This window comes from Methylomonas sp. ZR1 (genome assembly GCF_013141865.1).
Classification (GTDB): Bacteria; Pseudomonadota; Gammaproteobacteria; order Methylococcales; family Methylomonadaceae; genus Methylomonas.
In genome coordinates this window covers 1059904-1082465 of sequence record NZ_RCST01000001.1, presented here as the reverse complement: position 1 = coordinate 1082465, position 22562 = coordinate 1059904, and the positions used below count along the sequence as shown (strand labels likewise).

Genomic DNA, 22562 nt, shown 5'->3' with positions numbered 1-22562 from the left:
GCCGCTAAAAGCTGTATTTGAAGGTCAAATCGAGCTGAAAGGAATTATTGCCTTCCAACGCGCCAAAAGCCGGACCGGCCATGAAGACAGAACCGGCAAATTGCACCTGCAAATGTTTCCATTCGTCCAGGGACAATACCAAATCGAACTCGTCGCCCAGCGTGCCGCTGCGGCCGTTGGGCGTGGCGCGAATTCGCGAATCGCGAATCACCGACGACGGCGTGGCCTGTTCGTAGTGGTGGTAAAGCAAATCGATAGAGCTTTGCTCGGAGATCGGAAAGCCCAGCGCCGCAGTCATGATGTTCAAATTCGATAATTCCGGCCGAAATAACTCACCGTAATAACGAAAGCGCTGGCTGCCGGATAATTTAATCTTGTTGTTATGGATTCCGGATTGCCGATAAGCACTATCGGTACCGTCGTTGGGATTGGTGTCGCCGGAGCCGTAGGCATAGCCCACGGTCAGATAAGGTTCCAGGAACAAGTTACTGTACCAAGTGATGCCGGCGTCCATACCCCAGGCTGCGACATGCCGCGGCGTTTGCGCTCTGACCCTTGAGAAATTGCTGTTGATATCGGTAAAGGTCTGGGTGGTCTCTTCACCGAATACCAACGCTGAATCCAGCCAATAGCCGATTTTACCGACATGTTCGATTTTGAATTTGCCCATCGCCCGGCCACCGAACCAATTTAAATCGCCGTCGCTGCTGTCTTTACGATTGGCGCGGATCAAGTCGCCAGGGCGTTGATTGTCCGAATTGTCGAACTGGCTGAGAAAAAACAAGGATAAATTTTGCTTCGGGTCCCATTGCCAAACCATGTCGCCCATCAGCCGCACCACCCTGTCGCTGACCGGATCGATGAAATCCTGATCCGACTGCTTGGAGCCCAGCTCCTTGGCAATCGCCAACTCGGCAAACAGCGTGTTTTCGCCAAAATAAAGCCGCGCCGCGTCCAGTTCGTCGTTCCACCACCACTGGCGCTTGTCGGCAATACGTTGCCGGCCCAATTGCAGACTAAACCCCGAATCCAGGAGTTGGTGAACGAACAGCCAAGCCTGAGTTAGTTTGATGCCGGCCTCGTATTGGTCGAGACCGCTTTCGGTGTAAACCTCCGGATCGTAATACACATCGGACTGCACAAAAAACGATAGCGATTTCGACCACTGGTAAAACAACTCCAGCTTTAAATCTTGGTAAACATTGGCCACGTCGTCATCGCGACGCGGGTCCAGCCGTCGGTCTTCCACGTAGCGTGGTTCCAGTTCGTAAGCACCGCCAATGGTCAGCGGATGGCCGAACACATCGACCTTGAACTGGTCAGCCGGCCGTTTGTCGCCGGGGTTGATACGTAGCGGCTCTTTTCTGACGGTATCGCCGTTATCCTGGCGGAAGGCGTTGTCTGCGCGTTTTGTGGAAGCCCCTGCTTGTTGGAGACTCGCGTCGGCAAACACAGACTGGCTGAGCAAGGCGCCGCCGGCCAGCAGGGCCGACTTAATTATTGTTATTTTGAAGGGTTTGGAGCTCATCAGTGGAACGAAAATCAGTGGATGGGTTTATCAGAGGCAAGGCCGAGGGGCGTCAACGGCTTGACCAGGGAATCAAGCGCCAAAGCACGGGTCGCCATATCGACAACGTCTGCGGGACGTAAAAATTCGCGCATCAAGCGGCAGCGCGTATTGGGATGTTCGCGGAATAACTGCAATAAGGCTTGCAGATGCTCAAGGTCGTCACCGTCCATCACGGCGTGGTGCAACATGATGCCCAGTGGTACCGAATGCGCCGGGTGCAATGAATCAGCTATGGCTTGGCCCAGTGCCATCCAAGGCTGTGGGGATTTGATTCTGATCCCGCACCAGTCGATAGCCACCGAAATTTCCCGCAATGTCCCTGTATCTAGTGGCGCGGCGCCTCGGTTGCGCGACAGGGCTTGAAAACCCAGTTTGATCAGGCTATCAGCCGTGGTTTGGCTGCAACGGTTCCAGGGCGGCGTGAAGATGCTGTCCAGCGCCGACCCAAATAGGCACTCAAGCTGTTGTTTGCCAGCCAGCAAATCCTTAAATTGCCGCTCTTCGCTGCGGCTGATGCCAAATTCGCATTTGCGGCCTTGGCTTTCATGGTTGTGATGGCTGTAGCCATGTTGATGCAATCCCAACAGAATTGGATTTCGCCGCCAACGTTCCAGTAACGAGTCAGCCAACGACAGGCTAAGCGCCTCGGGAATCACCGCAAGATCGATGGGTGTATGGCAATCCCGAAAGCAGTCCAGCAATGCATAAAGCCGATCATCATCCCAGCCGGCGTCGTCGTCGCGAAAGAAAATCTCGAGTGACCGCTCTCTGGCATCCAATGCCGCGCAGACCGGAGACAGCCAATCAGCAGGCATGGGCGCACTCCTTCGGCTGCGACTCGGCAAGCGAATTGTTTTTGCCGGCCAGCAATTCTTGAATCAGTCGCACGGTATGGTCGGCGCCAGCCAGATTCAGGCCGGAAGGATTAGGCAAAAAATCCCGCAGCTGCCTAATCCGCTCGGCCAAGCGTTGGCCGGTCGATTCGCTTGGATGCAGCATTTCGACCAAGCCCAGTTCGGCTAACTTTTGCGCCCTTTGAATCTGCTCGTCTTCCTGGCCGCGCAAGAACGGCACGACTAAAGCGGGCGTGCCCGACTCCAGAATATCCATCACCGTGTTGTAACCGCATTGACTCACCGACAGGCTGTGCGCCTCCAACAAAGGCTGCATCGCCGGCACCGAGCGCAACAGGGTCAGACCCTCCATACCTTGGGCTTGCGCCGATAGTTCCTGCCAATCCGCTTCCGGCAAAAACGGCCCGGCGACGATGGTCATCGGTAATTTGTCAGCCTTCCAATTGATAGCATGAGCCTGAATCGCCGCTTGAAACAACGGTGCGCCGACCATGCCGCCACCGGCCGACACCAACACGCCGCGCCGTGGCAGTTTGATCGCGGCCGGCACGCGACCGGGAGCGACAAAACCGGTGTACAGCAGCGGGGTTTGCAAGGGATGTCGCGACTTAAAACTGTCTTCCAAACGGGCAAACCTGGGATCGGCGTGCACCAACAGGCCGTCGAAATAGCGGTCGGTGATCCAGCGCGCGCGGTCGTCGTGGCGGCTCTGATCCTTGCGGGCGTTGACCATGATGTCGCGCAGACTGCACAACACCAGCGGCCGGTCCTGCTTATCCCGGCGCGCAGCCTTTAACAGCGGCAGCAACTCGCCGGCCAATTTCTTGCGGCCGAACGGGAACAGCTCGATCAATACCACTTCCGGCCTGAGTAAGGCATAGGTATCGAGTATCAATTGCCGGCGCATCGCCAGTGCTTCCTTAACGCTGTAACGCTCATCCTGACTATACAACTGATGATCCTCGCCCATGCCCAGAGGCGGCAGATTCAACATATCCAGGTCGCCAGCAGTTGTCTGATGATCGGGAGCGCGACCGCCGTTCAGAAACGTCACCCGAAATTCGCGGCTCAAGGCATTGGCCAAAGTCATGGCTCGGACCCAATGGCCCATACCCAGTGAATGCTGGCAATACAGCAATAAGCGCGGTTTGTTGTGGTTCATGCAGCACGCAACCCGTGTTGGAGTTTATACAGTTCGTGATAATGGCCGCCCATCTGCATCAAAGCTTCATGGCTGCCTTGCTCGACAATCACGCCTTGCTTCAACACTAAAATCCGGTCGAAATGGCGGATGGTGTGAAATTGATGAGCGATCATCAGCACGGTTTTGCCACCGTGCAGTTGGTCGATGGCATCGCGGATCAAGGCCTGGGATTGGGCATCGACTGCCGAGGTGGGCTCGTCCAGAATCAGAATCGAGGATTGGCGCAACAAGGCCCGTGCCAGACACAAGCGTTGTTTTTGGCCGCCGGACAGATTGCCGCCGCTTTCGCCCAACACCGTGTCGTAACTGTCCGGCAGATTGCGGATGAATTCGTCGGCATGCACCAGACGCGCGGCGGCTTCGATGTCTTCAATCGTGGCATCCGGGCTGCCGTAGCCGATGTTCTCGCGAATGCTAGTGCCGAACAGTATCGAATCCTGCAACACCACGCCGATTTCCCGGCGTAAGCCGGCGCGTTGATAACGATCAACTTCAATGCTGTCGATGCGCACAACGCCCTGTTGTGGATCGTAAAGACGGATCAGCAAGCGGGCAATCGTCGATTTGCCGGCCCCGGAAGCGCCAACCAACGCCACCCGTTCGCCCGGTTGAATATGAAACGAAACATCCCGCAGGATGGGTTTGCCGGTCGGATAGCCGAAGGAAACCTGACGAAATTCGATTTCGCCGCGCAAGCCGCTGGGCACTATGGCATCCGGTGGGTCCTGAATGTCCGGCTCGGTATCCAGAATTTCGCTGATGCGCTCGATGCTGACGCTGGCCTTGGAAAATCGCGTCGACAAGCGGGTGATTTGCCGAATCGGTTGATACATTTGGGCGATGTACGAGCTGAACACCAGCACATCGCCCGGCGTCAGCACCCCGTCGAACACTTGCAAACAGCCAAATAGCACCACGATACCGGTGCCGATGGCGCTGATGATTTCGATCATCCGTGTCGCCCCGGCCTCGATGCGCGCGGTACGCACGCTTTCGGTCATCGATTGGCTGCTTTCCACATCAAAGCGCTCGCGCTCGACATCTTCCATGCCGTAGGTTTGCACCAGCGGCACCGCGTTCAACAGTTCGCTGACCCGCGACGCCAAGCGGCCTTCATTATGGCGTTGCTTGCGCGCCGAGCGCTTGACCCGGCGATAAATCAGCACGATAGCCAGACACAGCAGCGGAAAACTGGCCAGCACGATCAAACTCAGTTTAACGCTCAGGCTGAACATGATCGCGAACATGCCTAACACGGTCAGCACGTGGGTAGTAAAGGTCAAAGCCGAGTCGGCGTAGACGTCCTTCAAGGTATTGGTATCGCTGGTGAGCTTGTTCAGCAACTCGCCGGACGGCGTACTGCTGTGAAAGGCCAGCGACAGGCGTTGCAAATGGTCGAACAATTCGCTGCGCAAGGTGTAGACCAGCAAATAGCCGATACGCGAGGTCAGAAACAATTGGTAATAGGAAAACACGCCTTTGCACAGGGCAATCAGCACCATGCTGCCGCAGAGTATCCACAACGCTTGTTCGCTGCCGCCGTGCAACAGCGGTTGCGCGGCGGCCAGATGGTCCGGCAAGGGATGATTCAGCAACACATGATCGAAAATCAGCTTCAGCGGCCACGGCACGATCAGGCTGGTCAGGGTGGAACCGATAATGCAGACAATCGCCGCGACGATACTGCCGCGGACCCGGCGCAGATGCGCCCACACGATTTGTCTGAAGCGGCTGTTCGATTGAGTGGGGTCGGTCATGGGCATTTTTCCGGTGAATTCAGTCGGCCAGCGGCCAGGGACGCAAAGCCAGCGCCATAAAATCGGCAACCCGTTGCGGCACCTCGGGTTTTTGCTGGATGAAGCAACGGTAAGCGCGGGTCAATAACTGGCCACGCAGATGCCAGACAAAGCGTTGCGGGTCGATTTGGTTGTGGTTGGCGGCTGCATAGCCCGTAAACAGTTGCTGAACGAGCTGGTCTATCGTGGCAAGCGGGTAGGGATAGTTGTATAAATCCGCCGCAAAATTGGCCAAATCCTGCAATGGGTCGCCCAATGCCAACTCGTCGTAATCGAACAGCGCCAATCGGCCGTTCGGCAACACCAGTAATTGATCGATGTGAAAATCGCCGTGGATCAAACCTAACACTTCAAACTCGGGGCAATCTTGGCGTAATTCGTTGAGTAACCCAGTCAGAGCCGGCTGGACGGCTGGATAGGCGTGGCTCAATTTATCGGCTTTCTTGTGCCACTCTTTTAGCTGTTGCTGCGAGGTAACGACCGGCAGAGGCGGAGGTGTGACTTGGTGAAAAGCGGCAAGTGCATGAGCTAAGGTCGGGATTTTCTCTGCGACACCGGCTGTAAAATCCAACTCGGTAAGCATTTGGCCCTGCAAGCCTTCTAACCACAAAGTGTGGCTATCGGCGTCGTAAGCCAAGGCTTCAGGCATGACAAAGGCGGCGGCCGATTGAAGTTGCAGCGCCTGCAGGTTGGTATAGACCTCCCGACCTCGTTCATCGGCATACGTTTTGCCATAAACCACCCGCGCCGGCTCGGTTTCGCTAGCAGCGAATCGGTAACGAGCCGTACAGCGAATTTCCGGCCGATAATTGACGATCTCGATAGCCGATATTGGCAGTTGTCCTAACTCGGCAATCTGCCGACTGTCCATCAAATCCGCCAACCAAGGCATTGCCGGATCGTCAGGAAAGCGCCAGCCAACCATGCCCAGCGCGGCCAGATGTATCGCCCGCTCGCCGTTGGCTTGCGCTTCGGTGTAGGCCTGCTGGCTGCGGTTGCCCAAGTAAGCGCGGGCGTAGAGTATGCGCTGCTCGGCGGTCATTTTCGCTGGATGCCGGCCGCGCAGATGGTAAACCAGTGATAAAAGCGAGCGCTCGCGGTTTTCAGCAGCCCGATAAGTCTTGTAACGCGGATGCTGAATCTCGCAGCCGGTCACTTGCCAGTCGCCCGCCCGGCACTCGGGCAAATGCTGCTGCAGCGCAGCGGCCATCAGATCGCCGTCCAGTAGAGGGGCAAATTGCGCCAAGGGGTTAGTCATGTGCGCAACCCCGCATAGCGCCGGCCATGCTGTTCCCCGCCCAAGCGTATCGTCATCACTTCCGTGTTGCTGCGTAAATCGATGGCGTATAGGTATTTGTTTTTGACGTTGATCTCGGCTACGCCGGCAAAATCGGCGCCCAACAACTGATTCAAGATGATTTCGTTGGTGTTGCGATGGGCGACGATCAACATCGCCTCTCCGCCGCCGGCCAATATGGCTTGCAGAGTGCTCAGCACCCGCGCGCTAAAATCCGCATACGCTTCACAACCGGGTACGCTGAAGCCGTGTTTATCTTGTTCCCGCGCCGCCCATAACCGGCTGGCCTCCGGGTCGCGCTCGTCAACATGCCGGCCTTCCAGAATACCCAAACCAATTTCCCGCAAACCGTCCAAAGTCTTGAGGGGCAAGTCATGCATGGCAGCGGTGGGTGTGGCGGTTTGTATGGCGCGGGTCAGGCTGCTGCTGTATATCGTGTTCAAAGTTTCCTGTTTCAGCACGTCCGCCAAGGCTTCAGCTTGCTGCATGCCTTTGGCGGATAGTTTCGCATCAGCCTGACCGGAAATCCGTTGTTGCAGATTTAATTCGCTTTGGCCGTGACGGGCCAGATAAATCCGCCGTGGCTGATCAGATGAGTACATCGTCCACCCCAGCAGCCTGCCCACAGCGCCCCGCGTACATATCGCTCAGTTCCAGATAGCGTTTAATTTGTTTGAGGCGTGTTTCGTCCAATTGACGCAAACTGCGGCGCACCACTTCGTGTATCAACGCGGCGGCAACCTGCCAACGTAAATCCGCCAAATTCAGCGTCTGCCGACGGTGACGTTGGTAACTCAATACCAAGCGATTGACCAGTGGATGGATGGATTCAATCGAGGCCGCATCGCGGATGCCGTTTAAATAAATATTGGCGATCAGGCTGGCCAGATCCAGCAGGGGATCGCCGAGGCATACGCAGTCCATATCGATCAAGCCCAAGCGCTGACCGTCATATAAAAAGTTATTCAGTTTCAAGTCGTGGTGCAGCGTCGCCAGCTCAGATGGCGTTTGACGCGGCGCCTGCGCCAACAAACTGTTTACCGAGCGGGCAATTCGACCGGCCCATTCCGGGCGAACTTGCTCGGCCAGCGTTGGCGTATCCAACAAACCCTGCACCACATCGCTTTGCGTGTAACATCTTGGCGTATCGATATGGCAGGCGTGCAACTCCGCCACGCACTGTGCCATCTTATCGGCCAGCGCCCCATCCATGTCTGCCTGCAACGCCGCCCACGTCAAAGCCTGACCGGGCAGATGGTCTTGCCAAAGCGTCAGCGTGTCCGCGTCAAAAGCCAACGCCTCGGCACCCCAGTTAAATGACCCGTTAAGTTGGCGCATGACGGCAAAGGTTTCCCGGCCCGCGTCATCGGCATAATTTTTGGCATACACCGGCCGCGGCTGCGCTGATTCGGCAGTTTGCACGCTGTAACGAATCATGCAGGAACATTCGGCAAGATAATGCAACACTTCGGATTGCAAACTTTCTAGAGGCATGCCAAGCAGGTCGGGTGCTTGCAGGCGGATCGCCATCGCCGCGTGGTCCAGCAGCGTGGGCAGCTGGCGCAGTTTGCGATCATACGGAAACGCCCACACCAGCATGGCCGGGTGTTGTAATAGCGTCAGCGCGCCTTTCGCCAAGTCCGGGCGTTTGGCGAGTTCCCGTTCAAATTCCCGATTGACCTCGGCCGGCGAGCATAGCCGCCCGGTGGCAAAGCGGGTGTGCGGATTGTCAGATTGTCCAGTCCACCGATAACCCACCAACAGGCTCTTCCCCGGTTTGTAGCGTTTTTCGCCGATCTGCCAGCCGCATCCGGACGCTGGATTATCCGCATCGTCCAGCAGCCAATTTAGCAAAGGGCCCATCAAGGTCGGATTCAATGCCGTCGGCATCTGCGGAAATTGCGGGTCTTGATTCATGCCGCGCACTCCCAAGCTGCTGATGGTGCTGGATTGGTCGGGCTTTGCCGATAATTCAATACAACCGGTTTGTCGAGGCTGTCTAATAGCGTGCGGCCGGCAATGCTCAGACTTTCGGCGGCATCGGCTTGCAAGCTGACGATCTCCCCCAGCGGATTGCGACGTACGAACAACAGCCGCGCCCGGCAGACAATATCCGCAAAGCGGTATTCCGCAGGCTTATTGATATGGCTAACAAAAAAACAGTCGCGATAAACGGTGTCGGCGGTCTTTAAGGTAATACTCAAAGCCATGGCCTGCATTGGCGTTGCCAGATGCTGCGACTGACTGACCGGCAAGCTGTCGATCCGGATGTCTGGCGCGTCATCCCGATAGGGATAAAGCACGGTTTGAAACCAACGGGTACCGTCGCCCTCTTGGCTGAAACACAGCACCGGCGCGGCGTGTTTGACGCCATACTCCGGCGAAAACCAGCCGGATTCAATGCGCATCGCCACCTCGATACGCGGCACCTGCGCGATTATTAGGTTAGGCAGGCAAATGCCCTGGCCTTGCTGACTGTTCAGCAGCTGGATTGGCGCTAGAGATGGCGGCGGCAAATGAAAATATTGTTGGTAGCTATGGCTGGCGCCGCCGCTTAACAGATCGCTGACAATCCAATACTCGTTTTCGGCAAAGAAGATGCTGCGCTGATAATCGACTTCGTAACGCGGGCTGAGTGCGCGGCCATGCACAAAATCAAAGCCTTGATTCGATTCAAAACGGATTACCCCGGCGTGGGGTTGCGGGCCGACCGGCTCATGGCATTGGTAGGCCATTTGATCTTTGCCATCGATCATGACCGTGTTGTGTGCGGCCGTGCCTTTAAACGCATACCGCCAATTGACATCGTCGCTTTGGTGTTCGTGATAGGTAAACCGGCCCGGATCGACTATCAAGGAACGGCCGAAAGCGGCCATTTCAAAACTTAATAAGTCGTAATGGCCGTGGCTGCCAAAACCCAAATCGCCGCAATCGAAAAACAGGTAACGGCCGTCGGCATGAGGCCGTTCGGCCCAGTCGCTACGCAAAATACAGTAACCGCTGTCGGCAAACAGCCGCGAGCGTTGCGCCGGCGGCTGGCCTTGCTTACCTTGGCTAAGCACATAGCGCAACGCCTCGCTGGGATAATAGTGTTCGGCTTTACCCAACAGAGACAAGTAGCTGTTGACGTCGCCGTCGTTGATGGCCGGTAGCCAGCCGTCGGGTTTGTGGGCGTAAATTGAAAATTCCAGGGCTTTTTCGATGACGGCATCAAATGGCTCGGGCAAGGTCATGCCGTTTAAATCGGCTAGTTCGCGAACCCGCAGAAAGTTCTTCAACACCGTATGGTGATAGTCGGTGGACAGCTCTTTTTGCACGCCGTCGGCCAGGAAATCTTGGCGCAGATTGGCCAGCAGTTCGCGTTGGGCAAAGGCCAGCAAGTCTGCCGAGGCGCCGAGCTCCGGAAATAAAATCGCAACCGTGAAAATCGCTGACAGCTCGATGGTGCGGTGATTGCCTTCCGGGGTTAGATTGCGGCTGAGAAAGACCGCCTGTGACTGTATCGAATGCAAAAAAGCCTGCAAAAATTCGGCGCTTATTGCTCGGCAGTTTCGATTAGGCACGAAGTAATGGTAAGCCAGCAGCCATTGCTGCAAGCGGCGGCCAGTCACCTGGCTGTTCACAAACCCGTCCGGCACTTGCTTGATCCAGGAACCGACCAATGCTACCCATTTTTCGGCATAACGTTCGTCGCCGCTGTAGTCGTAAGCCAAGGCCAGATCGCGGGCGTAATAAAACTTGTGCAGCAGAATCAACCATTCCAGATCGGCGCTGGGATTATGCAACCAATCGAATCCGCTGCTTAAGCGGTGGGTTTCGTTATTCAGGGTAAATTGGTTGTCGAGAATCGGCGCCGCGCTGGCGACATGTTTGGCTTTTCCGGATTTGAGCGGAAAGTAGTTGTCGACGCCGCGCTGGCGAAAATGCGCCAGCACCTCGGCGGGTGACCACGCATCGAAAGGCGGAATCAATAACGCCGGCTTACCGGGACCGGGGTTGCCTGACCGAGCCAATGTATCCATCACGGTATATTCGGGTTTCATCATTTATCCCCGTGCCGCGGCAGCCGATTCGGTATGCCAGGCAATCACCCGACCTTGATTGTCCTGGCGGCGGAATACGAATGCGCTATCGGTTTGCAAATCGGCAAACGCGTAACTGCCGCCCTCGCGGTGCGCTAGAAATAGCGTGTCGTGGTATTCCCCGTGTGCCTGTTGGCTGTGAATTCGCAGGGCACTGGCTATGGTATTGCCCACCGATTGGCCGTGTTGCCTGACCGGCAGCTGTTCCAGTGTCAGCCGCGGCGGCGTCGATTGATAAGGAAACAGCACGGTCAGAAAGCAATAGTCGGCGGCATGCGCGGCAAACTTGACGACCGGGGACGGGTGTTTGACGCCGTAGCTGGGCGAGATAAAACCCTGCTCCAGCGTTAGTTGGGTATCCGGTTGCGCGGCTTGCAGCATGAGCAGATTCGGCGAATCGACGCGCAAGCCGGCGGCATCGACTCGCGTTGTCGTGCGTTGCTGGGCTAGCGCATCCAGATGAAACAGCAGTTCGTAGTCGTGGTTTTGTTTCGCACGCAGCACATCGCAGATCAGCCAGTATTCGCCGGCGATGAACAGGATTTTGCGCTCGTGAATCACCGGATATTCATGACTGGCGGCGATGCCGTGCAGATAGTCAAATCCCGGCCGGTGCAGCGCGCACTTGAATTCGCGCACCGGCTCCGGGCCTTGAATCTTGTATTTGCGAGTATGCGGCGCGTAAAGCGCCTGATTTTTGCCGTCCACCTGCACGGTGTTGTGATAGCCGGTGCCGCGAAACAGCACTCGCCAATTGGTGTCGCCAGATTCGTCGTAGGTGTAACGGCCCGGATCGACGATCAACGAGCGGCCGTAAGCCGCCATTTCGATATTCAGTAAATCCAGATGTCCGTGATTGCCGGCCCCCAGCGGCGCGCAATCGAAAAACAAATAGCGTTCGTCTTGATACGCTTCGCCTTGATCACCCCAGCCGCTGCGCAAGATGCTGTAGCCGCTGGCGGTAAAGGTTTTTGAACGCTCTGCCGGTGCTTGGCCTTGTTGGCCGGCTGTGGCGACGTACAGCATCGCCTCATCTTGGTACAGCTCGTGGCCTTGGCGCAGTAAGTCAAGGAAATTGGCGCTGTCGCCGTCGCTGATGGCCGGAATAAAACCGTCGGGTTTATGCGCATGCAGGCAAAATTTCAGAGCCTTTTTGATGGCTGCGTCCATGTCGGCCGGCAGCGCGATGTCGTTCATCATCGCCAAGCGACGAATGCCTAGAAAGTTGCGCAGGACAATGTGGTGATAATCGGTCGATAACTCGCAATGCACGCCGTCGGCAAGCAAGTCGGTTTGCAGGTTGCGTTGCAATTCGGCAATCGAAAATTTCAACCAATCGTCGGCACCGGATAATTCCGGAAACACCACTGCCGCCAGAAAAATCGCGTAAAGCTCCAGGGTGCGGTGATTGCGGGCCGGGGTCAGGTGGTCGCACAGATAAGCCACTTGTTGTTGTAGCGAGGCCAGAAAATCCAGATGAAACTGCGCATCGATGGCCAATTGGTTGGCCGCCGAGACAAAATAGCGGTAGGCAAAAATCCAGTTTTGCACGCGGCGGCCGGTGACGTCGCTGGAGAGAAAATCAATGGGTACGCTAGCTATCCAACGACGAGTCAGCGCTTGCCATTTATCGCGGTAGCGCCGATCGCCGGTCTCTGCAAAGCGCCGGCCCAAGCCGACCGCGTAATAAAACTTGTGCAACAGGATCAGCCATTCGACATCGGCGCTGGGGTTGCTGAGCCAGTCGAAGTCATCATTCAGCTGATAGGCCTCGTGGTTGAAATCAAAGCGATTGCGCAATACGCCGTCCAGTTTTTCCGGGGTATTTTGCTCTTCGTCGATCACCGAAAAATAGCGGACATGCCGCCGGCCATGGAAATACGCCAGCAATTCTGTTGCAGACATATCGCAATACGGCGCTGCCAGCGCCTGCAGACGCGGGTAGGTATTAAGAATGTTCAGTACAGCAGACATGCGCTTCCACCATTTCACCTGCCAGGCAGGCGTCGAACAGATTTTTCAAGGCTACCGTGGTGTGGCGGGAGTTGAAATCCCGGCAGACGTTTTGCCGCGCGGCTTGGCCCAGGCGCTGGCGCAGAGCCTGATCTTTTAACAAACGTTCGATGGCATCGGCCATGGCTGCGGCATTTTTCTCCGGTACCAGCAGGCCGTTGATTTGGTCTTGAATCAGTTCCGGGATGCCGGAAATGTCGGTGGAGACGACCGGCATTTCCATCGCCATCGCTTCGACCAAGACATTCGGAATGCCGTCGCGGTCGCCGTTGTCCACCACCAGACACGGCAGCGCAAACACATCGCCTTGCTGATAAATACCGCGTAGTTCTTCCTGCGTTACCGCGCCGGGCAGGCTGACCACATCTTGTAAATCCAGTTCGGCGATCAGTTGTTTGATTACTTGCGCGTACTTATCGGCGCCACCGACGATACGGCAGTTAAATTTGACGCCGCGGTCGCGCAGTATCGCGCAGGCTCTGACCAGATAATCGAAGCCTTTTTTCTCGACCAGCCGCCCAACTGACAGAATGGTTGGAACAGGGTCAGCGGCGGCTTGCTCGCGTGGCTCCGGCACAAACAAATCGGTGTCCAGGCCGTGATAAATCCGGTGCACGGCAATATCGCTGCCTTTGCAGGCGTCCAGATGTTGCTGGTTGGCACCGGTGCAGGTCACGGCAAATTTGGCGCGACGCATTTTGATTTGCAACAAATCACCGGGATTCAATTCCTTTAGGTAAATATCTTTGGCGTGGGCGGTAAAGCTGAAAGGCCGGCCGCTGATCCGGCTGGCAAACATTGCCACCGTCGTGGCGCCGTGGCAGAAATGCGCGTGTAGATGGCGAATGGCCGGATTCCGCAACACCGATTCGGCGATAGTGCCGGCTTGCAAAAATTCCTTGATGAAAACCGTGCGCGGAAAGTCCCACCCGCTTTCGCGGTATTTGATCGACATACTGAAACATTCCAGCAAAGCGCCGATATAGGCAATCGGCCGCTTCAGAAACAACCGGCCGTGGCTGGCTGTGAATTTAGGCAGGTTTTCCTTCAGCCAGATCCAAAAGCTGCGGCCGGTCAAATCGTCGGCTTGCGGCAGATAAGTCACCGGCGCTTTGATCTGGTCAACCACGGCATGGTGCTTTTGGCCCTCGAGTTGCTTGATCGAAAAGATCGACAGTTTGAGGCCTAAGGTTTCCAATAAATGGATTTCATTGGTGATAAAGGTTTCCGAGGTGCGCGGAAAACCTTTGAGGATGTAGGCGACTTGCGCCTGGCTATCATGGTTTTGCATTGTAAAATCCAAAGTTATCCGGTCGGCGTTATTCAGGCCGTTCGTTACATCGAGCGAATAGGGTTAGTCTGCGCTAGCGCTACGAGTTGAGGCCCTGATCGGTGCCGGCATGTTTGCCGCGCAGTCGTAAAGCAGGTCGCTGATTGACTGGCTGATGCGCGGCAAGCCGCCCATGTCGATTTGATACATCCGGCTGTGGTGGACGTTGGTGCGGCGCAATTCCTCGCGGACGGTATCCATCAGCAATTTGGGCGTCAGATTGTTGGGGTGAATGGCGCGCACCAAACCTTGCAGGGCCAGGCGTTCCGCGCGTATCCATTGCTCCTGCGAAGGTTTGACGCGCGGCACCAAAATCGCCCGTTTACGCAGGGTCAATAGCTCGCAGGTGGAGTTATAACCGCCCATGCTGACCACCAAATCAGCGGCTTCCATACAGGCCATCATGTCGGTGTTAAATTCCTGAATCACCACGTTACGACAGCCGCGAGCCAAAACTTCGAGCTGGTGGCGGCGGCTTTCCGACATTTCCGGGCCGCAAATCATCAGAGTCATGGTGTTGTCGCCCAGATCTTGCCGATTCAAGCCTTCCAGATAGCTATGCAGCAATTGGTAGCCGTCTTCACCGCCACCCGCTGTCACCAACACCAGTCGTTCCTGGGTGCAGCCGATTTGCTGCCGAATCTCACCGGCGCGTTTGTCGCTGCGTTCGCGGGCGATGTAGCCGCAGAAGTCGACTTTTTCATGGCTGGCGTCGGGAAACTCGTATTCCTTGCGCATGTCGTAAATCTCCGGCGAACCGACAACCAACACCTTGTCGTAGTGCGACTGAATGGCGTCGTGGTAACCGTTTTTCTTCCAGACCGGTATCGTGCTTTCCGGACTGTCGAGGATGTCGCGCAACAACAAAACCAGCTTCGCACGGTGGCCACGGCGCTGCATCAAATTCAAAGCCGCGCCCAACTCGTCACTGACGCCGTAGGGCTTTTTATCGACCAGAATCAAATCGGGGTCAAAATCGAGCACCGCGCTGAGGATGATATTGCTGCGCAGTGTGAGCAATTGGGCGTATTCCATGTCCAGAAACTTCACCGAATAATCGCCTTTCACGCTACGCGACAGACAAGGCAATTTGATGTAATCGATCCGATCCGGAATCCGGAAGGCATGCAACATCGGCGAGCCGGACAGGATCAGTACCGAAACATTCGGGTCGGCATCCACCAAGGATTTAGAAATAGCCAGCATCCGCCGGATATTGCCCAGACCGAAGGTATCGTGAGAATACACAATGATTCTTTTGGATTGCTTGCTAAGCGTCATGGCCCGGATTCCTTTTGCTGCATCGTCATTATGCGGGCGCCATTAGTTTCCAGTGAGGATAATCTGACGCCCGGTTCAATTTCGGTAACCAGACAAAACCGTGGTTACGTGCAGCGTTTATTCCCGGGCAAACCAGCAAGGTTCATTCAAATCGGCATTTTCATCAAACTTTAATGTGGCGATGTTACTCAGCCTGCCCACAGGCGCATGAACCGGTTTTTTGGGACAGCCTGCCTTAAACACGGTGCAAATAAATTGAGAAGTACGAAATCCGGGATTTGAAGCGCTTCGGGAATGTGGCGCCAATGGTTTGAGCGATGTGCAAGTCGGCATTCGATCTGCTCTGCTTTCAAACAGCGCAGCGGAATTAAGAGGTTTTTAAGCAAAAAGGCGAACAATCCGCTGCGACTGAAACAATCCCACAAAGGAGGATATATGTTCAGGCTTATAACGATATTGTTAATCGGCGTGTTATGGTCCGGAACCGCTTTGGCACATGGAGACGATTGGGGACATGGCCACCATAGGCGGCATCATCACCATCACGGGCATGCTTACCGGCCATATTTTAGGATGCATGGCCCGGCAAGATTGGGCTATTACCCTCCCCCGCCGCCGCGCTATTTCGCGCGGCCGCCGCTGGACTATTACGGCTATCCGCCGCGGCCGATGCCCCGATATGATTACCGGGAGCGCTGGTGATTGGGCGCGCCGGGAGTCAAACAGTTGCTTGCTTTGACTTAGCATAGAGATAACAGTCATGTGCATTTGGGGTTGGTTGGCACTTCCAAGCATCTGGCTTCAATCGGCCAAAAGCGGTCTGTGAAAAATTCAAAAATCAGTTCTCCGAACGGCTGGTTTATAGCGATCATTTGACATCTGTAAAGCTCATTCGTTACATCATCGTTATGTTTGCCCGTCTGTTTCCGAAGACAGGCCCTGCAGAATCCTACAATCTTTGGCGGCTCGGGCACTACGGCATTGACCGCGCAAGTTTCTCAACTGACTTTCCAGTGATTTGAGTTGCGCGATCCGGTTGACCACATCACAGATATGCTGATCGAGTAAAGCGTCTACTTCGCTGCAGTTTTCCTCTGGCGTGTCTCGGAATCTGAGTAACAGCCGGATGTCCTCGAGCGTCATTTCCATCGATCGGCAATGGCGAATGAAATGAAGTTGCTCGAGGTGCTTGTTGGCGTACAAACGGTAGTTGCCATCAGATCGAGCCGGTTCCGGCAACAAGCCTTCCCGCTCATAGTAACGAATGGTTACCACCTGACAACCTGCCATTTTGGCCAGGTCACCAATCTTCAAATTGTTGGGCATTTGGAGCGTATTACCTCATCTGCATTACACACTTGACTCTATACTAACTATAGGGTCTTAAATTGGCAAGAATCGGGGCAGATTGCTGCCTTATCAGCCAATGCGAGGACGAAAAATGGCCAGTTGTTGTGAAAATAAAAGTTGCGAGTTAACCGCCATGCGCCAAAGCCACAGTCGGGTACTGTGGATCGTGCTTGTCATCAATGCCGCCATGTTTTTTGTGGAAAGTGCAGCGGGACTCCAGGCACACTCCACTTCGTTGCTTGCCGACGCGCTAGATATGCTGGGCGACTCACTGGTATACGGCTTCAGCCTTTTCGTGCTAGCCCGTTCGGCGCGGTGGCAGACGATGGCAGCTGTGGTGAAAGGCTGTTTCATGCTAGCCTTTGGTCTTGGCGTTCTCGGAGAAGCCGGTTACAAGGTATTCAACCCGATCATGCCAGGTATCGAAATGATGGGGATCGTTGGTGCTTTAGCGTTGTTTGCCAATCTTGTCTGCTTTTTCCTGCTTTACCGGTATCGCAGCGATAACCTCAATATGAGTTCGACTTGGCTATGCTCCCGCAATGATCTAATCGCCAATGTTGGAGTTCTGTTAGCTGCTGGTACAAGCTACCAGCTCTCTTCGCGTTGGCCAGACATCATCGTTGGAAGTCTAATCGCAGGATTGTTTCTTCATTCTGCATTCGGCGTTTTACGACAATCAGCCCGAGAGCTGCGCAGCATTGACAAGTCTTAGCACGCGATTTTCCATTTTTTGCTTTCTCTAATAATCCCCCGACAGAGACCAGTTGGGGAGGATTTTTATTGCCCGGCGGCCCAGCAACGGATTTCCCGATTTTTCTTGAGCGCTCAAGCGGTCACATCCTTAAATTTCGTGCTCTTCAGGACTTTGGATAGTCATCTTCAAATGATATGCGAAAATATCGTAAACTCTATTTCACATCAATTCAGCTAATTTTTAGCCTCGAATTTTCTGAAAGCGCGCCACAACATCAGATCGTAGGCAATCTTCAAAACCCCGCACCCCACCAATGGAAGCGCAAAAAAACCAGTTGTAAATAAAGCCCCTCCTAGCGTTGGACTGAGCGAAGACGCCAAGCTCCGAGGTACCAATGTAAAACTAGCCGCCGCCGCTCTCTCTTCAGGGGTCACCGCCAGCATCACAAATGCGCTTCGAGCCGGCACATCCATCTGGGATAATAAGGATCGCAGCAACAACAAACCGAGTGCTGTTTCGATGTCAGGCGCAAATGCGGCCCCGATTAGACTGAGATTTGCAGGGATGTGCGTGAACACCATGGTATTGATCAGTCCAATCCGTTTTGCCAAGTGTGGTGCAACCAACTGGGATAAGGACGTCAGCAAACCGGCCCAAAAGAAAAACGAACCAGCTGCGGCTAATGACAAATCGAATCGCTTGAATAGCCAAAGCGCTAACAGCGAATTGACGACTAATCCGCCAGCGAAGGAATCCAGGGAAAACAAGGTCGCCAGTTTTATCACTACTGACTTGGATGGTCCTAATGGCTGTGCTGGCTTTCGCTGTTCAGTATGTGACTGTGGTAAGCGTCTATACAGTAGCCAAATAGTAAAGCCGATAAGACTATAAAGGACAAACATGAATCGAAAGCCATCAAGTCTGTTGATGTCAATAGTTTGGACAAGATAATCTGGCAGTCCCGCCGATAAAGCACCCAAAGCCGCGAACAATGCACCGGCAAGGCTATAACGGGCAAACAGTGCTGTCCGAGCTTGATCGTGGGCCGCCTCAGCCAGTCGAGCATGCTCAAGTGGCAGAAACAAGCTGACGTCACCGGAGCTGGGATTGAGTGTGCCGATGAAGGCAATCATCAACAATGGCCAGAATGACGTTTGACTGGCAAAGGCGAACCCAGTCGAGATCATCAATAACGCAGCAACTAGCAGTAATTCGCGATCATGGACTTTATGCCCCCAGGCTCCCACCGCCAGTGTAGCCATGGCCGATCCTAACAGTGTCGATGTTGCTATCACCCCAACTTGCCACGTATCAAAACCCAAGGCCAACAAATATGCGGGCAATAGCACTGCAACAAAGCCATCGGAAAAAGCCCGCAATGCCCTTCCAATAATGATGGGCAATATAGCCCTGTCTACTCCGGCGGGTAATAGAAGATGTTTAAGCAAAATTATTCTACGTAATCAGTTGGTCATAGCCAATGAGCTCTTCTCAAACGCCAATATAGCAATGCGCTACCCAAAAACACGATGCCAATTACTATGGGGTAACTGAATTCCCAATCCAATTCAGGCATGTGCTTAAAATTCATTCCATACCAACTAAAGACCATGGTGGGTATTGCAAGTATTGCCCCCCAACCGGCCAGCTTTTTGACGACATCGTTCTGTCTGACAGTTTCAAAGGTCAAATGAACTTGCATGGCGGCAAGCAACATTTCCCGCATGCTGTGAATGCTTTGATGGATACGTTTGATATGGTCGGCAATATCACGGAAATACACCCGCACATCTTTAGGAATCATGTCATTATGAAAACGCATTAACTCGTTGCAGATGTCGATCACCGGTGTGATAGCGCCTTCTAATAAGAGTAATTCACGTTTTAGTTCGTATAGGCCTTCCATGGTTTGCCGGCTGGGTTTGTATTGAAAAATCGCCGATTCCAAAACATCGAAACGGGTCTGCAAGCCATCGATCACAGGCATGTGGTTATCGACGATGAAGTCCATGATCGAATACAGCGCAAATCCAGGTCCTTTGGCTAATTGCTGCGGCATAGCTTCACAACGTAATCTGACTTTGCTTAGGCTGTGAGAGGCACCATGTCTCACCGTAACTAAAAATCGAGGACCGAGAAACACATGTGTTTCGCCAAGTTTCACGCTATCGTCGCCAAGTTGAGCGGTATTTAGCACCATAAATACCGAGTTCTGATATTCCTCGATTTTAGGCCGCTGATGAGCGGAACAGGCATCCTCAATCGCCAGATCATGCAATCCGAATTCTTCCTGAATTTTTAACAGCAACTCTTTGTTCGCTTCACGTAAACCCAACCATACAAACGTGTGTTCGCGTTTCAACACTTCGCTGATGTCTTCTAACGTAACATCACCGATGCTGATGCCATTTTCATAAGCCACGCACTTCATCACCATGCTGTGGTCGATATTATTTGTCACAAAATCCCTCCTGATTTGGAAATAGTGATTTGCGGTGCGCTGTATTGTGCGGATAAGTTTGCCTGTCAGGTCCAACCCGAAATCATTCGTAGAGCATTTTACTAGAATCAGCGTCCACGACAGTCTGATCGCATTAGCCGGGCAAAACCGCCAGATAAGATGTCAGATGGGGGTTTGTTGAACGGGTAACTTATAATGGTGAAGTTACACTTGAATCATCAAACTCGGATCATTACAGTCATCATGTCCTTAGAAAAAATCCAAGAGCTACTCCACAAACATAAATTGGTGGAAGGCATGGTTCACAGCCAACATACACCTCGCCAAGAAATTGTCGAAACCTTAGTCCATCGACAACATCTCGCCGAAATTGAGTCCTTACTGAAAAAGTTACCGGTTGTTGAAATTGCTGCGATTCTTGAGGCCTTAACTATTGACGATGCCAAATTACTTTGGCAGAAAACGCCTGAAGAGCGGAAAAACGAGATTCTCTGGGAAGTTCCCGACACCCTTCGTGAACAAGTTGCAGGTATTCAGGAACCAGATTTTGCCGACAGTCAGATCAATGCCTTTGAACTCGCGGATGGGCGGCTTAGACAAGTTTCGGTGACCTGTCGAAAAGATTTGGATGGTTTTCAACCCATTTGGATTGATTTGCTCAGTGCCAGTCCGGCGGAGCGTCTATATGTTGGTCGACACTTCGGTCTGGAGTTACCCGATCCAGGGGATGAAACCGATCTTGAGGTCAGCACCCGGTTTCACGTCGAGGAGACAAATGATATTTATCTCCACTCGAACTTCTTACTCGATAAATACGATCATTCGCGCAGCGTCCCAGTCGCCTTCATCCTACATGAAGGTATTTTGTTTTCACTGCGTAACGAAGAATTACCCGTCTTTCGCTTGCAACGCCAGCGTGCCCGCACCCGACCTGGTTATGTCACCGATAACTTTGATCTGTTGATCGATTTGTATGGGGCGGATGTGGAATATTCTGCCGACTCACTGGAAGATATTTACCGAACACTCAGTAAAGTGGGTAAACAAGTATTAAGCGAAAAGATGTCTGACCAGGAAGCGGCCACTGTTTTGGCTGAAATCGCTGAAGTAGAAGATTTGAATGGTCAAATTCGCAGTAACATTTTGGACACGCAGCGTGCACTGGGTTTTTTAATGCAAAGCAGGATTCTTTCCAAGCGACAGGTGATCGATATTAAGCAGATTCTACGGAATATCGAGTCATTGAATAGCCATACCGCTTTCTTGTTCGACAAGATCAACTTTTTAATGGATGCCACCATTGGTTTTATCAATATCAACCAAAACGGTCGGGTTAATCAGCTCACCGTGCTGGGTGTGGTGTTCATGCCTATCAATATTCTCGCAGGCATCGGCGGTATGTCGGAGTTTTCCATGATGACCGCAGGTATTCCCTGGCCTTTCGCTTATGGTGCGTTCATCGTGGGAATGGCATTAATCGGCTGCGGAACCTTTATCGGGCTGAAACATTTCGAGAGTAAAAAGATTAAACAAGTGGTAAATGGTAAAGGGCGAAAATAGGCCCTGATCGTTAATAACGCAAGCTCGAACCTAAAATTACAGGCGCAATCAGTGACTATTTATTTCTTAACGCTGTTCGTGATGCTGATTGTTATTTTGCTGGCATCGGAACTATTTACCAATGCATTAGAACATCTAGGCGAAAAACTCAAAATTTCCGAAGGCGTAACAGGTTCATTATTCGCGGCGGTTGGTACGGCGCTACCGGAAACCATGGTTCCGCTGCTAGCTTTGTTAGCGGGCACAGCCAATGTCAATATCAATGAAGAAATCGGCGTCGGCGCTATCCTCGGTGCGCCACTCATGTTATCAACCTTATCGACGAGTTTGATGGCGCTTTCGGTTCTGCGGCGACGAGGGTTCGCGGGACATATTCGCCCTGAGCGGACGGGTTTCATCCGTGACCTTAACTTTTTTCTGTTTGCGTTCGTACTAGCCGCAGTGGCCATGTATATTCCTCAGCAGGAGCGTTATATCCGAGCTGCGCTGGGGATTGCGCTGGTCTTGACCTATTTTATTTACATCATGCTGACCCTGCGTGCTTCGGCCCATTTGGTTCAGGATGGCCATGCCACGGAAGCGGGAACCAAAATGTACATCGCCCGACTGGGGCTGCCAACCAATCTGATCACAATTTTGCTGCAATTGGCGATGGGGCTTGCTCTGCTTGTGTATGGTGCTGAGGGATTTATCTCGGGGGTTGAAGGCGCTGCACACTTACTGGGTATTTCCGCGCTCTTGTTATCCCTGCTGATTATTCCGATAGCCACCGAACTACCCGAGAAGATCAATAGTATTCTCTGGATTCGACGCGGCAAAGATACGTTGGCCTTTGGCAACATCACCGGCGCCATGGTGTTTCAGGGCACCCTGCTTCCGGCAATCGGTATTATGCTGACACCCTGGCAACCTCGTATCGAAGTGTTATCCGGCGTTTTGATTACGACGCTTGCCGCCACTTGGCTGCGCATCAACTCTCAAAAGCATGGAAAAGGACTCCCCATTTGGGCGCTGCTAATCAATGGGGTCTTGTATCTTGCCTTTCTCCTGATAACGACGATGTAACC

Annotated in this window: 17 protein-coding genes; 3 read left to right on the top strand and 14 right to left on the bottom strand. The window is 53.7% G+C overall.

Annotated features, from left to right (window positions below):
• Positions 1-4: 4 nt before the first annotated feature.
• The 12 genes from DDY07_RS04765 to cadR all read right to left on the bottom strand — a co-directional run bounded on the left by DDY07_RS04765 (position 5) and on the right by cadR (position 16753).
• A complete protein-coding gene (locus DDY07_RS04765) occupies positions 5-1528 on the bottom strand; it encodes an alginate export family protein (protein ID WP_171695003.1) in 1524 nt (507 codons plus the stop codon).
• 14 nt (positions 1529-1542) lie between these two features.
• A complete protein-coding gene (locus DDY07_RS04760; RefSeq protein WP_171695002.1) occupies positions 1543-2385 on the bottom strand; it encodes a hypothetical protein in 843 nt (280 codons plus the stop codon).
• Positions 2375-3586 (bottom strand): glycosyltransferase family protein, encoded by a 1212-nt coding sequence (locus tag DDY07_RS04755; protein WP_171695001.1) that lies wholly within the window; start codon positions 3584-3586, stop codon positions 2375-2377. The genes DDY07_RS04760 and DDY07_RS04755 overlap by 11 nt, the downstream gene beginning before the upstream one ends.
• Positions 3583-5385 carry an ABC transporter ATP-binding protein gene (locus DDY07_RS04750; protein ID WP_171695000.1) on the bottom strand — a complete coding sequence of 601 codons (1803 nt, stop codon included), beginning with the start codon at positions 5383-5385 and terminating at the stop codon, positions 3583-3585. Before DDY07_RS04750 ends, DDY07_RS04755 begins: the two co-directional genes overlap by 4 nt.
• A gap of 19 nt (positions 5386-5404) precedes the next feature.
• The gene (locus tag DDY07_RS04745; protein WP_171694999.1) at positions 5405-6682 is read right to left on the bottom strand and encodes a phosphotransferase family protein; all 1278 of its coding nucleotides are present in this window, start codon (positions 6680-6682) and stop codon (positions 5405-5407) included.
• Positions 6679-7323 (bottom strand): histidine phosphatase family protein, encoded by a 645-nt coding sequence (locus DDY07_RS04740; RefSeq protein ID WP_171694998.1) that lies wholly within the window; start codon positions 7321-7323, stop codon positions 6679-6681. The genes DDY07_RS04745 and DDY07_RS04740 overlap by 4 nt, the downstream gene beginning before the upstream one ends.
• Positions 7310-8638: an aminoglycoside phosphotransferase family protein gene (locus DDY07_RS04735; protein ID WP_171694997.1), complete on the bottom strand. Its 1329-nt coding sequence runs from the start codon at positions 8636-8638 to the stop codon at positions 7310-7312. The genes DDY07_RS04740 and DDY07_RS04735 overlap by 14 nt, the downstream gene beginning before the upstream one ends.
• Entirely contained in the window at positions 8635-10767 is a 2133-nt protein-coding gene (locus DDY07_RS04730; RefSeq protein ID WP_171694996.1) for an alginate lyase family protein, read from the bottom strand. Before DDY07_RS04730 ends, DDY07_RS04735 begins: the two co-directional genes overlap by 4 nt.
• Complete coding sequence (locus DDY07_RS04725) at positions 10768-12777, bottom strand: alginate lyase family protein (protein WP_171694995.1); 2010 nt, start codon at positions 12775-12777, stop codon at positions 10768-10770. It lies immediately after the preceding gene.
• The gene (locus DDY07_RS04720) at positions 12752-14107 is read right to left on the bottom strand and encodes a glycosyltransferase (protein ID WP_171694994.1); all 1356 of its coding nucleotides are present in this window, start codon (positions 14105-14107) and stop codon (positions 12752-12754) included. The genes DDY07_RS04725 and DDY07_RS04720 overlap by 26 nt, the downstream gene beginning before the upstream one ends.
• A gap of 63 nt (positions 14108-14170) precedes the next feature.
• On the bottom strand, positions 14171-15427 hold the full coding sequence (locus DDY07_RS04715; RefSeq protein WP_171694993.1) for a glycosyltransferase family protein: 1257 nt from the start codon (positions 15425-15427) through the stop codon (positions 14171-14173).
• A 906-nt stretch (positions 15428-16333) separates the two neighbouring features.
• Complete coding sequence (gene cadR / locus DDY07_RS04710; RefSeq protein ID WP_301539341.1) at positions 16334-16753, bottom strand: Cd(II)/Pb(II)-responsive transcriptional regulator; 420 nt, start codon at positions 16751-16753, stop codon at positions 16334-16336.
• Positions 16754-16910: 157 nt separating this feature from the next.
• Between cadR and DDY07_RS04705 the strand changes: the two genes are divergently transcribed.
• Positions 16911-17492, top strand: coding sequence for a cation diffusion facilitator family transporter (locus tag DDY07_RS04705; protein ID WP_216614709.1), 582 nt, complete (start codon positions 16911-16913; stop codon positions 17490-17492).
• 215 nt (positions 17493-17707) lie between these two features.
• Here the strand turns inward: DDY07_RS04705 and DDY07_RS04700 are convergent, their stop codons facing one another.
• Positions 17708-18922 (bottom strand): MFS transporter, encoded by a 1215-nt coding sequence (locus DDY07_RS04700; RefSeq protein ID WP_171694991.1) that lies wholly within the window; start codon positions 18920-18922, stop codon positions 17708-17710.
• Between the two features lie 23 nt (positions 18923-18945).
• On the bottom strand, positions 18946-19935 hold the full coding sequence (locus tag DDY07_RS04695; RefSeq protein WP_367650852.1) for a magnesium and cobalt transport protein CorA: 990 nt from the start codon (positions 19933-19935) through the stop codon (positions 18946-18948).
• 243 nt (positions 19936-20178) lie between these two features.
• Here DDY07_RS04695 and DDY07_RS04690 point away from each other — a divergent pair, with 243 nt between their 5' ends.
• Together DDY07_RS04690 and DDY07_RS04685 are read left to right on the top strand one after the other, a co-directional pair.
• The gene (locus DDY07_RS04690) at positions 20179-21495 is read left to right on the top strand and encodes a magnesium and cobalt transport protein CorA (protein WP_171694990.1); all 1317 of its coding nucleotides are present in this window, start codon (positions 20179-20181) and stop codon (positions 21493-21495) included.
• 51 nt (positions 21496-21546) lie between these two features.
• Positions 21547-22560 carry a sodium:calcium antiporter gene (locus DDY07_RS04685; protein ID WP_367650851.1) on the top strand — a complete coding sequence of 338 codons (1014 nt, stop codon included), beginning with the start codon at positions 21547-21549 and terminating at the stop codon, positions 22558-22560.
• Positions 22561-22562 lie beyond the last annotated feature (2 nt).